Genomic DNA, 14,250 nt, shown 5'->3' with positions numbered 1-14,250 from the left:
TCCTGATCCCTTCATCCCAGGCAATGCGGCCCCAGGAGCTCCTTGAGGTCGGCGATGAGCGACGAGGACGGCTTGACCCGCAGGCTGTCGTCAAGACGCATGACCTTGGTGGTACCGGTGCCGACGAGGCGCAGGTGCACCTCGGTCATGCCGGGGTGGCTGCCCAGCACCTGCTTGAACGTGCCGATGGTGTCGCTCGTGCACCGTGCGACCGGCAGCGTGACGACGACGGGGGCGTCGGCCTGCCCGCCCGAGCCCATGGCCGGCATGGTCACCTCGAGCGCGTTGAGCTCGACGCTGTCGTCCTTGCGGCGCAGGCGTCCCTTGACGACCACGACGGTGTCGGGCACGAGCACGGGCGCGGCGAGGTTGTACGCGCCGGGGAAGACCATCACGTCGATGCTGCCGTCGAGGTCCTCGACCGTCACGAGCGCCCAGGTGTCGCCCTTCTTGCTGAGCCGGCGCTGGACCGCGGTGATCAGGCCGCACACCCGCACGGTCGTGCCGTCGGGGCGCTCGGCGTCGGCGATGAGGTCGCCGATCGAGCAGTCGCTGCTGGCCTTCAGCACGTGCTCCAGCCCCATGAGCGGGTGGTCGGAGACGTAGAGGCCGAGCATGTCGCGCTCGAACGCGAGGAGCTGGGTCTTCTCCCACTCCGGCATGTCCGGCACGCTGACGGTGACGCCCGTGAACGCGTCGTCCATCCCGCCGAACAGGGAGTCCTGGCCGATCGCGGCGTTGCGCTTGAGGTCGATGTACTGGTCGACCGCGTCCTCGGCGATCGTCGTCAGGGCGCGACGACGGTGGCCCAGCGAGTCGAACGCACCGGCCTTGATGAGGGAGTCGAGCACGCGCTTGTTGCAGACGTGCGTGGGCACCTTGTCGAGGAAGTCGGTGAAGTCCTGGTACGGACCGTTCTCCTCCCGGCCCGCGACGATGCCGGCCACGACGTTCTCGCCGACGTTGCGCACGGCGCTGAGCCCGAAGCGGATGTCCTCGCCCACCGAGGCGAAGTTCGAGACGGAGTCGTTGACGTCCGGCGGCAGCACCTGGATGCCGAGCCGGCGGCACTCCGCGAGGTAGATGGCCGACTTGTCCTTGTCGCCGCGGGTGCTCGTGAGCAGCGCGGCCATGTACTCGGCCGGGTAGTTGGCCTTGAGGTAGGCGGTCCAGTAGGAGATGACGCCGTACGCGGCGGAGTGGGCCTTGTTGAAGGCGTAGTCGGAGAACGGGAGCAGGATCTCCCACAGCGCGGTGATGGCCGCCTGGGAGTAGCCGCGCTCGAGCATGCCGGCCTGGAAGCCCGCGTACTGCTTGTCGAGCTCCTCCTTCTTCTTCTTGCCCATCGCGCGACGCAGGTTGTCGGCCTGTCCGAGGCTGAACCCGGCCAGGACCTGGGCGATCTCCATCACCTGCTCCTGGTAGACGATCAGGCCGTACGTCTCCCCCAGGACGTCCTTGAGCGGCTCCTCCAGCTCGGGGTGGATCGGCTCGATCGCCTCGCGGCCGTTCTTGCGCCGCGCGTACTTGTTGTGCGAGTCCGCGCCCATCGGTCCGGGGCGGTACAGCGCGCCGACGGCCGAGATGTCCTCGAACTTGTCCGGACGCATGCTGCGCAGCAGGGCCCGCATCGGGCCGCCGTCGAGCTGGAACACGCCGAGCGTGTCACCACGCGACAGCAGGTCGTAGGTGGCCGGGTCGTCGAACGTGAGGTCCTCCAGGACGACCTCCTCGCCCCGGTTGGCCTTGATGTTGAGGAGGGCGTCGTCGAGGACCGTCAGGTTGCGCAGACCCAGGAAGTCCATCTTGACCAGCCCGAGCGACTCGCACATCGGGTAGTCGAACTGGGTGATGATCGCGCCGTCCTGCTCGCGACGCATGATCGGCACGATGTCGACGAGCGGCTCGCTGCTCATGATGACGCCGGCCGCGTGCACGCCCCAGTTGCGGATCTGGCCCTCGAGGCCGAGCGCCGTCTCGTAGATCTTGCGGACCTCGGCGTCGCTCTCGTGGAGCTCGCGGAACTCCTTGCCGTCGTTGTAACGCTTGTGGCTCGGGTCGAAAAGCTGCTTGAGCGGCACGCCCTTGCCCATGATGTCGGCGGGCAGCGCCTTGCTGATCCGCTCGCCCATGCTGAACGGGTAGTCGAGGACGCGGTTGGCGTCCTTGATGGCGGCCTTGGACTTCAGCCGTCCGAAGGTGGCGATGTAGGCGACGCGGTCGTTGCCGTACTTCTCGCTGACGTACCGGATGACCTCCGCGCGCCGACGCTCGTCGAAGTCGATGTCGAAGTCGGGCATCGACGGACGCTCGGGGTTGAGGAAGCGCTCGAAGATCAGGCCGTGGGTGAGGGGGCACAGGTCGGTGATGCGCAGCGCGTACGCGGCGATCGAGCCCGCGCCGGAGCCACGACCCGGACCGACCCGGATGCCGTTGTCCTTCGACCAGTTGATGAAGTCGGCGACCACGAGGTAGTAGCCGCAGTAGCCCTTGGTCTTGATGACCTCGAGCTCCATCTCGACGCGGTCGCGCACCTCCTGGGTGAGCGCGTCGCCCGGGTAGCGCGACTCGATCCCGCGCCACACCTCCTTGACGAACCAGCTCTCCTCGGTCTCGCCCTCGGGGACGTCGGCCCGTGCCATGTAGCCGCCGGTGTTCTCGGAGAACTCGACGTCGCAGCGCTCGGCGATGAGCAGCGTGTTGTCGCACGCCTCCTTCATGCCGTAGCGGTCCTCCCACAGCTCGCGCATCTCCGCCGCGGACTTCACGTAGTAGCCGCCGCCGTCGAACTTGAGCCGCTTCGGGTCGGCGATCGACTTGCCCGACGCGACGCAGATGAGCGCGTCGTGCGCGTCGGCGTCCTCGGGGTGCGTGTAGTGGCAGTCGTTGGTGGCCACCGGGGGCAGCCCGAGCTGCTTGCCCAGGCGCAGGAGGTCGTCGCGGACCTCACGCTCGATCGGGATGCCGTGGTCCATCAGCTCGAGGAAGAAGTTCCCCTTGCCGAAGATGTCCTGGAAGTCCGACGCCGCCTGGACGGCCTCGTCGTACTGCCCGAGCCGCAGCCGGGTCTGGACCTCGCCCGACGGGCAGCCCGTGGTGGCGATCAGCCCGGAGCTGTACTCGGCGAGCAGCTCGCGGTCGGCGCGGGGCTTGTAGTAGTAGCCCTCGAGGCTCGAGCGCGACGACAGCCGGAAGAGGTTGTGCATGCCCTCCGTCGTGGAGGCCAGCATCGTCATGTGCGTGTAGGCGCCGCCACCGGCGACGTCCTTGCCGCCCTCCTCCTCGTCGCCCGTGAGACCACGGCCCCACTTGACCTTGCGCCGCTCGCTGCGGTGCGTGCCGGGCGTCAGGTAGGCCTCGATGCCGATGATCGGCTTGACGCCGTGCTTGCGGGCCTTGGACCAGAAGTCGTAGGCGCCGTGCACGTTGCCGTGGTCGGTCATCGCGATGGCCGGCATGCCGAGCTCGGCGGTGCGCGCGAACATGCCGTCGAGCAGTGCGTGACCGTCGAGCATCGAGTACTCCGTGTGGTTGTGCAGGTGCACGAAGGACGAGTCGCTCGGCATCGGGTGATGCGCCTCCAGACATGGCGGACGGACGGCCCCGAGGGGCGGTGGAGGGGAAGGAGGCCAGCCTACGCGAGGGTCCCGACCCGTCCCGCCAGCACACGCGGGGACGGGTCGGGATCGGGCCTCAGCGCGCGGCGGAGACCCGGTAGCGGCGGATCGAGAGCGGCACGAAGACCACGAGGATCAGCACCACCCAGAGCAGCGTGTACAGCACCGGGTGCTGCAGGCTCCACGCCGTGCTGTCGACCGGGCCCGCGGGCACGTTGCCGAACAGCTCGCGGCACGCCTGGGTGACCGCCGAGACCGGGTTCCACTCCACGAACGGGCGCAGGAAGGAGTTGAAGTCCTGCGTCGGGACGAAGGCGTTCGACACGAAGGTGAGCGGCATGATGACGATGAACGAGGCGTTGTTGATCACCTCGACGCTCGGCACGATCAGCCCCACCCAGGCCATGACCCAGCTGACCGCGTAGGCGAACAGCAGGAGCAGCAGGAACCCGGCCAGCATGTCGAGGACGCCCTCGCGCGCCCGCCAGCCGACGAGCAGGCCGGTGAGCGCCATGATGACGAGCGACAGGACGTTGTAGATGATGTCGGACGTCGTGCGGCCCACGAGGACGGCCGACGGCGACATCGGCAGCGACCGGAAGCGGTCGATGATGCCCTTCTGCATGTCCTCGGCCAGGCCCGCACCCGTGAACGTCGCGCCGAACACGACGGTCTGGGCGAAGATCCCGCCGATGAGGAACTCGCGGTAGTTCAGGCCCTCGCCCGCGTCGATCGCGCCGCCGAAGACGAACGCGAACAGCAGGACGAACATGATCGGCGAGATCAGGACGAACACGAGGATCTCGGGGACCCGCTTGATCTTGATGACGTTGCGCTTGGCGACGACCCAGCCGTCGCTCACGACCCGGGTGGCGTTCATGCGGTGGCCTCGTCCTTCTGGTCGGTGGCGGTGTCCGACGCGGTCGCGTGACCGGTCAGGCTGAGGAAGACGTCGTCGAGCGTCGGACGGCGCAGTCCGACGTCGACGACGGCCAGCTGCTGCTCCTGCAGGGCCTGCAGGACGGTGGCGAGCCGCGCGACGCCGTCGGTGACGGGCGCGGACAGGCCACGGCCGTTCGCGTCGACCTGCACCTCCCCCGTGGCGACGGTCGCGAGGAGCCGGGCGGCGGCGTCGCGGTCGGCGGGGTCGGCGACGACGACCTCGACCCGCTCGCCACCCGTCCGGGCCTTCAGCTCGTCGGCGGTGCCGCGGGCGATGGCACGGCCGGAGTCGATGACGACGATCTCGTCGGCGAGCACGTCGGCCTCCTCGAGGTACTGCGTGGTGAGCAGGAGGGTGGCGCCCGAGCGGACGAGCTCCTGGATGACGCCCCACATCTGCTGCCGCGCGCGGACGTCGAGCCCGGTGGTCGGCTCGTCGAGGATGATCACCGGCGGGGCCGCGACGAGCGCGCCGGCGAGGTCGAGGCGGCGTCGCATGCCGCCGGAGTAGGTCTTGGAGGGCCGGTCCCCCGCGTCGGCGAGGTCGAAGCGCTCCAGCAGCTCGCGTGCGCGGTCGCGGGCCTGGGCGCGACCCATGCCGTAGAGCCGGCCGATCATGTCGAGGTTCTCGAAGCCGGTGAGGTACTCGTCGACGGCGGCGTACTGGCCCGAGAGGCCGATGCGCGCCTTGACGCCCTCGGGGTCCTTCGCGACGTCGACCCCGGCGACCTCGGCGGTGCCGCCGTCGGCCTTGAGCAGCGTGGCGAGGATGCGCACGGCGGTGGTCTTGCCCGCCCCGTTGGGACCGAGCAGGCCCAGGACGGTGCCCTCTGGCACCGACAGGTCGAGTCCGGACAGCGCCTCGACCCCCTTGTAGCGCTTGACGAGCCCGGTGGCCCGGATCATGTCGGCCATCAACCATCTCTCCGCCCTGTGTTCCGGGATGGAACACCTGGGGACGATCATGCCCTGTCGCGCCGACAGAACTCATCGTCCGAAGGGATGAGATCCGGACCCCGAACGGGCTCAGTCCTGGCGGTAGCTGGCGAGGAAGTTGCCGAGGCGCTGGATGGCGTCGCGCAGGTCCTGCGCCCACGGCAGCGTGACGATGCGCAGGTGGTCGGGGTCGGGCCAGTTGAAGCCCGTGCCCTGCGTCAGGAGGATCTTCTCCTTGAGGAGCAGGTCGAGGACGAGCTGCTGGTCGTCGCGGATCTCGTGCACCTCTGGGTCGAGCCGCGGGAACACGTAGAGGGCGCCCTTGGGCTCCACGACGGACACGCCCGGGATGGCGTTGAGCTCCTTGACGGCGGTGTCGCGCTGCTCGACCAGGCGGCCGCCGGGCAGCACGAGGTCCTTGATGCTCTGGTACCCGCCGAGCGCCACCTGGATGGCGTTCTGGGCCGGGACGTTGGGGCACAGCCGCATCGACGCGAGCAGCGTGATGCCCTCGAGGTAGTCGCGCGCGCCCTCGAGGGGTCCGGTGACCACGAGCCACGCCGCGCGGTAGCCGCACACCCGGTAGGCCTTGGACAGGCCGTTGAAGGTCAGCGTGAGGACGTCGGGCGCGAGCGTCGCGAGCGAGACGTGCTCGGCGTCGTCGTAGAGGATCTTGTCGTAGATCTCGTCGGCCATGAGGACGAGCCCGTGCCGGCGCGCGAGGTCGGCGATGCCGGCGAGCGTCTCCCGCGAGTAGACCGCACCCGTCGGGTTGTTCGGGTTGATGACGACGATGACCTTGGTGCGCTCGGTGATCTTGGACTCGAGGTCCTCGAGGTCGGGGTTCCACTCGTTCTGCTCGTCGCACCGGTAGTGCACGGGCGTGCCGCCGGCCAGGTTGGTCACGGCCGTCCAGAGCGGGTAGTCCGGGATGGGGATGAGCACCTCGTCGCCGTTGTCGAGCAGCGCCTGCAGGGCCATCTGGATGAGCTCGGAGACGCCGTTGCCGATCCACACGTCGTCGACGTCGAGCGCCGGGAAGCCGTCGACCAGCTGGTAGTGGTGCACGACGGCGCGACGGGCCGACTGGATGCCGCGCGAGTCGGAGTAGCCGGCGGAGTCGGGCAGGGCGGCGATGACGTCCTGCAGGATCTCCGCGGGCGCGTCGAACCCGAACGGCTGCGGGTTGCCGATGTTGAGCTTGAGGATCCGGTGCCCCTCGGCCTCCAGGGCGGCGGCGCGGGCACTCACGGGTCCGCGGATGTCGTAGAGGACGTCCCTCAGCTTCTCGGACTGGCGCACACGCTGGCTGGGCATGCCGTCATCCTCCCAGACGCCCCTCCCCACCCCGCTGAGTGTGACGCCCCTCCCCCTGAGTGTGACGTTCGCGGGCCAGAATCCCAGGAATCGGCCCGCGAACGTCACGCTCAGCGGGGTGTGGACGGCGGGATGACCGCGCGCCACGTCGACGCGACGGTGGGACCATGCACGCACGTCGCACCGCGCACCACCTTCGGACGGGCCTGACCCCCGACGTGGCCCGCGGTCCGACGATGGAGCGCCGCGCCCATGGGCTGTTGCGGCCAGCCGGGCTCGACGCGGCCGCGCACGTGCAGCGGGTCGACGACGCCGTCGGGCTGCTTCTCCCCGGCACGGCGCTCGGCGGCTGGGCCTCGCTGTTCCTCCAGGGCAACGACTGGTTCGACGGGCGGACCGGCGACGGGGTGCGGCCGGCGCTGGTCCACTGCTCGCCCGGCACCCAGCTCCGACGTCGCGACGTGGTCACGCCGTTCCGCGGCCGGATCCTTGCCGAGGAGCTCACGGCGGTCGACGTCGGGGAGCGTGTCGCTGTGACGACGCTCGCTCGAGCCGCCTTCGACGAAGCGCGTACGGCACCGGACCTGCGGGCCGCCGTCGTCGCGATCGACATGGCGGTCAGCGGCACGCACCGCCGGCCCCGTACGACGCTGGACGCCGTGCGTCGGGTCGAGGCTCGTCACGTCAAGGTCCGCGGAGTCGTGCAGGTCCGCGGGGCCCTCGACCTCGCCTCCGAACGCTCTGCCAGCCCCGCCGAGACCCGCACCCGGCTCGTCGCCCAGCTCGACGCAGGTCTGACGGGCCTTCGGGTCAACGCTCCACTCTTCGACCTCGACGGTGCCCTGTTCGGGGTCGCCGACCTCGTCGACCCCGAGACGGGACTGGTGGTCGAGACCGACGGGGCCGGGCACCGTGAGATCGAGCAGCACACGCTCGACAACCGTCGAGAGGAGGCGTTCGAGCGCGCCGGGTGCGTGGTCGTGCGCGCGACGGCCCTCGACCATCGCGATCGGTGGGGCCTGAGCGCGCGCATCGTCCGAGGCCGATTCGACGCCGCCCGCACGTCTCGACGTCGCTGGACGCTCGACCCTCCCCCGTGGTGGTCCACCTGGCCGGGCGCCCGCCCCTGGCTCTGACCCGCTGAGTGCGACGTTTGCGGGCCGAAAAGCGCGGATCCACCCCGCAAACGTCACACTCAGCGGGGTGGGGATGAGGGTGGTGAGGGTGGTGAGGGTGGTGAGGGTGGTGAGGGTGGGTCAGTGGGCGTCGCGGACGACGTCGAGGGCGTGGGCGAGGTCGGCCGGGTAGGGGCTCTCGAAGTCGACGCGCTCGCCCGTGGTCGGGTGGTCGAAGCCGAGGTGGACGGCGTGCAGCCACTGCCGGTCGAGCCCGACCCGGGCCGCGAGCGTCGGGTCGGCGCCGTACTGCAGGTCGCCGACGCAGGGGTGGTGCAGCGCGCTCATGTGCACGCGGATCTGGTGCGTGCGTCCCGTCTCGAGCTTGATGGTCAGCAGCGACGCGAACCGGTGCGCCTCGAGCGTGTCGTAGTGCGTGACGCTGGGCCGGCCGTCGGCGCGCACCGTGAACTTGAAGTCGTGCTTCGGGTGCCGGGCAATGGGGGCGTCGATCGTGCCCGTGTGCGGGTCGGGGTGGCCCTGCACGAGCGAGTGGTACGTCTTCTCCACCGTGCGGTCGCGGAACGCCTGCTTGAGGACGCTGTACGCCCGCTCGGACTTCGCGATCGTCATGAGGCCGCTCGTGCCGACGTCGAGCCGTTGCACGATGCCCTGCCGCTCCGGCGCGCCCGACGTGGAGATGCGGACACCGGCGCCGGCCAGGTGCCCGACGACGGTGGGCCCCTCCCACCCGACGCTGGGGTGGGCGGCGACGCCGACGGGCTTGTCGACGACGACGATGTCGTCGTCCTGGTAGACGATGCTCATGCCCTCGACCTGCTCGGCGACGACGGTCGCGACCCGGGGCGCGGGGATGGTGGCCTCGAGCAGCGCGCCGGGCTCGACGCGCTCGGACTTCTGCGGCACCTGGCCGTCGAGGAGCACGTGGCCCTCGGCGACCAGCTCGCTCGCGCGGGTGCGCGACAGTCCCAGCAGACGCGCGAGGGCGGAGTCGACCCGCTCACCGGCGAGGCCCTCGGGCACCGAGATGACCCGGTGCTCCTGCCCGACCTCGGCGCTCATGCGCGGTCCTTCGCGCCGGACTCGTCCGCCTCGGCCCGGGTGCCGTCGATGCCGACGCCCTGCCAGGTGCGGATGACGACGAGGACGGCCGCGACGGTCAGGTAGATGTCGGCGACGTTCCCGACGAAGAGGCCGCCGTAGTCGATGAAGTCGACGACGTGGCCCCGGAAGGGTCCGGGATCGCGGAAGACGCGATCGGTGAGGTTGCCGAGCGCGCCGGCGAGCAGCAGCACCAGCGCCACGGTCCAGACCCGGTCGCGCAGTCGGGCCGCGAGCCGCACGACGGCGACGCAGACCGCGACGGCGACCAGGCTGAGCAGCACCGTCATGGAGGCGCCCATGCCGAACGCCGCGCCAGGGTTGCGCAGGAAGGTCAGCTCGAGCACGCCAGGCACGAGGCGGATCGGCTCGGCGCGGTCGGCGAGCCGGTCGACGGCGAGCACCTTGGTGAGCTGGTCGACCACCCAGGCGACGGCGACGACGGCGAGGAACAGCGGCACGACCCGACGACGGGGCGTGGGCACGGAGGCCGCTTCGGAGGATTCAGGCATCGCCGTCATCGTCCCACGGGGACCCACGCGCAGGGTCAGCGACGCTCCTCGCGCTGCTTGCACGCCTTGCAGAGCGTGGCGCGCGGGAAGGCCTGCAGGCGCAGCTTGCCGATCGGCTCGCCGCACGTCTCGCAGGCCCCGTACGTGCCCTTGCCCAGCCGGTCGAGCGCCTTCTCGGTCTGCAGCAGGAGCACGCGCTGGTTCGCGGCGAGCGACATCTCCGCGTCCCGCTCGAGGCTCGTGGAGCCGACGTCGGCCTGGTCGTTGCCGGCGCCGTCGACGCCGTCGCGCAGCAGGTCCTGCAGCTCCTTGGCGGAGAGGTCGAGCTCCTTGCGGAGCCGGACGAGGTCGTCCTCCAGCTCGGCGCGGACGGCCGCGGTCTCGTCGGAGGTCCAGGGATCCTCGTCGCCCCGCACGGCCAGGGTGGTCTCGGTCATGCGGGAACAGTAGACCCGGGCCCCTAGAGGCACAACTTCGCCCAGGGCGCGGTCGCGTCGACGGGCGGAGTACGCTGGCTCCAGCAGCGTCCGAGCCGTCATCAGCGGCGAGCTTCCGGAAGAACGGGCCTCCCCCGAGGCCTCAGTAGAACCGGACGGGTGGCCCGTCACAGCCGTTCGACGAGTGGTCGCGGTCGGCAGGTCCGGCGGCGGCAACCGAGGTGGTACCGCGGTCCTCCCCAGGGTCGTCCTCGAGGCAGAGAACGACCCCTCCAGGAGCAGCCGCATGACGTACCCCAAGGCGCAGACGGGCCTCGACCAGCCCGCCGGCGACGTCCCCTCCACGCCGCGCTTCCCCGACATCGAGGAGCGTGTCCTGGCGTACTGGAAGGACGACGGCACCTTCCGCGCGAGCGTCGACGCCCGCGACCCCGGCGAGGACGGCTCGAACGAGTTCGTCTTCTACGACGGTCCCCCGTTCGCCAACGGCCTGCCCCACTACGGGCACCTGCTGACGGGCTACGTGAAGGACCTCGTCCCCCGCTACCAGACGATGCGCGGCCGCCGGGTCGAGCGTCGCTTCGGCTGGGACACCCACGGGCTGCCGGCCGAGCTCGAGGCGATGCGCCTCAACGGCATCAAGACGACCGACGAGATCGTCGCGATGGGCATCGACCGGTTCAACGAGGCGTGCCGTGCGTCGGTGCTGAAGTACACCGGCGAGTGGGAGGCGTACGTGACGCGCCAGGCCCGCTGGGTCGACTTCGAGCACGACTACCGGACGCTGAACCCGGAGTACATGGAGTCGGTCATCTGGGCGTTCAAGCAGCTGCACGAGAAGGGCCTCGTGTACGAGGACTTCCGGGTGCTCCCCTACTGCTGGAACGACGAGACGCCGCTGTCGAACCACGAGCTGCGGATGGACGACGACGTCTACCAGAACCGTCAGGACCCGGCGGTCACCGTCGGCTTCGCGATCACGACGCCGGGCGAGCTGCAGGGCGCGCGCCTGATGATCTGGACCACCACGCCCTGGACGCTGCCGTCGAACCTCGCGGTCATGGTCGGGACCGACATCGACTACGTCGCGGTCGAGCACGGCGACACCCGGCTGGTCCTCGCCGAGGCGCGCCTGGGCGCGTACGCCCGCGAGCTCGGCGACGAGCCGACCGTCGTGTGGCGCGGCACCGGCGCCGACCTCGTCGGCCTGGTCTACGCGCCGCCGTTCTCCTACTACGCCGACCACGAGAACGCGTTCCGCGTGGTCGCGGCCGACGAGGCCGTCACGACCACCGACGGCACCGGGCTGGTGCACAGCGCCGGCGCGTTCGGCGAGGTCGACAAGGAGGTCACGGACCGTGAGGGCATCGCGCCGGTCATGCCCGTGGCGAAGGACGGCCGGTTCACGGAGCCGGTCAGCCACTACGCCGGCATGCAGGTCTTCGACGCGAACCCGCACGTGATCGACGACCTCAAGAACGCCACGGGCGCGGTCACGTCGGGCACGCTGCTCCTGCGGCGCGAGACGTACGACCACTCCTACCCGCACTGCTGGCGCTGCCGTCAGCCCCTGATCTACAAGGGCGTCGAGTCGTGGTTCGTCCGCGTGACGGCCTTCAAGGACCGCATGGTCGAGCTGAACCAGCAGATCCGCTGGGTGCCCGACCACATCCGCGACGGACAGTTCGGCAAGTGGCTGGAGAACGCGCGCGACTGGTCGATCACCCGCAACCGGTTCTGGGGCTCCCCCGTGCCGGTGTGGAAGAGCGACGACCCCGCGTACCCGCGGATCGACGTCTACGGCTCGTTCGAGGAGATCGAGCGCGACTTCGGCACGCTGCCGTTGAAGGACGGCGTGCCCGACCTGCACCGTCCGTACGTCGACGACCTGGTGCGTCCGAACCCCGACGACCCGACCGGGACGTCGATGATGCGCCGCGTGCCCGACGTGCTCGACGTCTGGTTCGACTCCGGGTCGATGTCGTTCGCGCAGAACCACTACCCGTTCGAGAACGGCGAGTGGTTCGAGGGACACTTCCCGGCCGACTTCATCGTCGAGTACATCGGCCAGACGCGCGGCTGGTTCTACACGCTGCACGTGCTGGCGACGGCGCTGTTCGACCGGCCCGCGTTCGAGACGTGCGTCAGCCACGGCATCGTCCTCGGCTCCGACGGCAACAAGATGAGCAAGTCGCTGCGCAACTACCCGGACGTCTCGGAGGTCTTCGACCGCGACGGCGCCGACGCGATGCGCTGGTTCCTCATGGCGTCGCCGATCCTGCGGGGCGGCAACCTGGTGGTCACCGAGCAGGGCATCCGCGACAGCGTGCGCCAGGTGATGATCCCGCTCTGGAACAGCTGGGCGTTCCTCGGGCTGTACGCGAACGCGGCCGGGTACGACGCGCGTCCGCTGGACGCGGCTCCGGCTGACCCGCTCGACCGCTACGTGGTCGCGAAGCTGGGCCGCTGGGTGCGCGAGATGACGACGTACCTCGACGACTACGCCATCGCCGAGGCCTGCGAGTCGACGCGCGAGTTCCTCGACGTCCTGACCAACTGGTACATCCGACGCTCGCGCGAGCGGTTCTGGCTGTCCGACGCCGAGGGCGAGCTGACCGACGAGCAGCGCGCGCCGTTCGACACCCTCTACACCGTGCTCGAGACGGTGTGCCGCGTCGTCGCGCCGCTGCTGCCGCTGGTCAGCGAGGAGATCTGGCGCGGCCTCACCGGCGGGCGCTCGGTGCACCTGACCGACTGGCCCGACGCCGACGCGTTCGTCGTCGACGACGCCCTCGTCGACGCGATGGACCAGGTGCGTGAGGTCTGCTCCGCCGGCTCGGCGCTGCGCAAGGCGGCGGCGCTGCGCGTGCGGCTGCCGCTGCCCCTGCTCGAGGTCGCCGTGCCCGACCCTGCAGCACTGTCGGGGTTCGAGGAGGTCGTCGCCCGCGAGCTGAACGTGCGGGAGGTCCGCTTCGTCGCCGCCGACTCCGAGGAGGCCGCCGCGCACGGGCTGACGTCGCGCCTGACCGTGCACGCCCGCGTCGCCGGTCCGCGTCTCGGCAAGGACGTGCAGCAGGCGATCAAGGGGTCGAAGTCGGGCGACTGGTCGGTGGCCGACGACGGCACGGTCACGTCCGGCGGCATCGCGCTGCAGGAGGGCGAGTTCACCCTCGAGCAGGTGGCGGGCGCGTCGGGCGGCACCGAGATCGCGGTGCTCCCCCGCGGCGGCTTCGTCGCGCTCGACACCACCGTGACGCCCGAGCTCGAGGCCGAGGGCCTGGCTCGCGACGTCGTGCGCGGCGTCCAGCAGGCCCGACGCGACGCCGGCCTGTCGGTCTCGGACCGGATCGTCCTGCACGTGGACGGCGACGCCGCCGTCCTCGACGCGGTCCGCACCCACGAGTCGCTCGTGGCGGGCGAGACGCTCGCGACGTCGGTGCACCTCGGCGACCTCGCCGAGGGCACGAGCATCGACGTCACCGGCGCCAGCGCCCGGGTCGCCGTGGTCAGGGCCTGACGCCCTGCACAGGTGGGGAGATTCCCAGGTCGACCTGGGAATCTCCCCACCGGGCACGGGAATCTCCTCCAAGCACGGCTTGCTCTCCGTGCCTCGCTGAGTTTCCCGTGGTCCGCGGAGATTCCCAGGTCGACCTGGGAATCTTCGGTCGGGGACGACGAAGGCCCCCACCGGACGGTGGGGGCCTTCGTCGTGCTGGTGTCAGAGCGAGGCGTTGCTGTCCTCGTCGCCGAGCAGGGAGCGCAGGCGGCGGGGCGACCCGTCGTTCTGGCCCTGGTTGGCGGCAGCCGGGGTGTTCTCGTTCGCCGCGAGCTGGTCGAGCTGGCTCTGGAAGTAGTTCTTGAGCCGGGCCCGGTACTCGCGCTCGTAGGCCCGCAGGTGCTCGACCTCGCGCTGGAGCTCGTAGCGCTCCCGCTCGATGGCGGCGACGGCCTGCTGGCGGCGCTCGTTGGTCTCCTCGTCGAGCTTCTGCGCGCGGATGCGGGCGTCGGTCTCGAGGCGGTCGGCCTTGCCGCGCGACTCGTTGGTCAGGCGCTCGGCCTTGGTGCGGGCCTCACCGACGATGCGGTCGGCCTCCTCCTTCGCCTGCTCCATGAGCTGGTCGGCGTTGGTGGACGCGATCTCGAGCAGGCGCGCGGCGGCGGTGGATGCCTCGCCGATGCTGCTCGCGCGGGTCTGCGCGGGCTCGGGGGTGGCGGCCACGACCGGCGCGGGGGCCGGGGCGGGAGCGGGCTC

At 70.5% G+C, this 14,250-nt stretch carries 10 protein-coding genes; 2 read left to right on the top strand and 8 right to left on the bottom strand.

What is annotated here, in order from left to right; translation table 11 throughout:
* Positions 1 to 11: 11 nt before the first annotated feature.
* The 4 genes from dnaE to NH339_RS08755 all read right to left on the bottom strand — a co-directional run bounded on the left by dnaE (position 12) and on the right by NH339_RS08755 (position 6,812).
* Positions 12 to 3,566, bottom strand: coding sequence for a DNA polymerase III subunit alpha (dnaE, locus tag NH339_RS08770; protein ID WP_253024459.1), 3,555 nt, complete (start codon positions 3,564 to 3,566; stop codon positions 12 to 14).
* Between the two features lie 127 nt (positions 3,567 to 3,693).
* Positions 3,694 to 4,497: an ABC transporter permease gene (locus NH339_RS08765; protein ID WP_253024457.1), complete on the bottom strand. Its 804-nt coding sequence runs from the start codon at positions 4,495 to 4,497 to the stop codon at positions 3,694 to 3,696.
* Complete coding sequence (locus NH339_RS08760; RefSeq protein WP_253024455.1) at positions 4,494 to 5,474, bottom strand: ATP-binding cassette domain-containing protein; 981 nt, start codon at positions 5,472 to 5,474, stop codon at positions 4,494 to 4,496. Before NH339_RS08760 ends, NH339_RS08765 begins: the two co-directional genes overlap by 4 nt.
* Before the next feature lie 111 nt (positions 5,475 to 5,585).
* Positions 5,586 to 6,812, bottom strand: coding sequence for a pyridoxal phosphate-dependent aminotransferase (locus NH339_RS08755; protein ID WP_067858238.1), 1,227 nt, complete (start codon positions 6,810 to 6,812; stop codon positions 5,586 to 5,588).
* Positions 6,813 to 6,979: 167 nt separating this feature from the next.
* Between NH339_RS08755 and NH339_RS08750 the strand changes: the two genes are divergently transcribed.
* The gene (locus tag NH339_RS08750; RefSeq protein WP_253024454.1) at positions 6,980 to 7,948 is read left to right on the top strand and encodes an endonuclease domain-containing protein; all 969 of its coding nucleotides are present in this window, start codon (positions 6,980 to 6,982) and stop codon (positions 7,946 to 7,948) included.
* 120 nt (positions 7,949 to 8,068) lie between these two features.
* On the opposite strand, the gene NH339_RS08745 is transcribed toward NH339_RS08750, so the two are convergent.
* Genes NH339_RS08745 through NH339_RS08735 form a run of 3 tightly spaced genes read right to left on the bottom strand, consistent with a single transcriptional unit; the run spans position 8,069 to position 9,998 of the window.
* Positions 8,069 to 9,010, bottom strand: coding sequence for an RluA family pseudouridine synthase (locus tag NH339_RS08745; RefSeq protein ID WP_253024453.1), 942 nt, complete (start codon positions 9,008 to 9,010; stop codon positions 8,069 to 8,071).
* Positions 9,007 to 9,561, bottom strand: coding sequence for a signal peptidase II (gene lspA, locus NH339_RS08740; protein ID WP_253024452.1), 555 nt, complete (start codon positions 9,559 to 9,561; stop codon positions 9,007 to 9,009). The genes NH339_RS08745 and lspA overlap by 4 nt, the downstream gene beginning before the upstream one ends.
* Before the next feature lie 35 nt (positions 9,562 to 9,596).
* Entirely contained in the window at positions 9,597 to 9,998 is a 402-nt protein-coding gene (locus NH339_RS08735) for a TraR/DksA C4-type zinc finger protein (protein ID WP_253024451.1), read from the bottom strand.
* A 286-nt stretch (positions 9,999 to 10,284) separates the two neighbouring features.
* Between NH339_RS08735 and ileS the strand changes: the two genes are divergently transcribed.
* Positions 10,285 to 13,515, top strand: a complete 3,231-nt coding sequence (ileS, locus tag NH339_RS08730) for an isoleucine--tRNA ligase (RefSeq protein WP_253024450.1) — start codon at positions 10,285 to 10,287, stop codon at positions 13,513 to 13,515.
* A gap of 201 nt (positions 13,516 to 13,716) precedes the next feature.
* On the opposite strand, the gene NH339_RS08725 is transcribed toward ileS, so the two are convergent.
* The coding region (locus NH339_RS08725) for a cell division protein DivIVA (RefSeq protein WP_253024438.1) at positions 13,717 to 14,250 on the bottom strand (534 nt) is incomplete at its 5' end.

The organism is Aeromicrobium sp. CnD17-E, assembly GCF_024124745.1.
Lineage (GTDB): Bacteria > Actinomycetota > Actinomycetes > Propionibacteriales > Nocardioidaceae > Aeromicrobium.
Note: the sequence above shows the minus strand (reverse complement) of the source record. Positions and strands in the feature narration are given on the sequence as shown.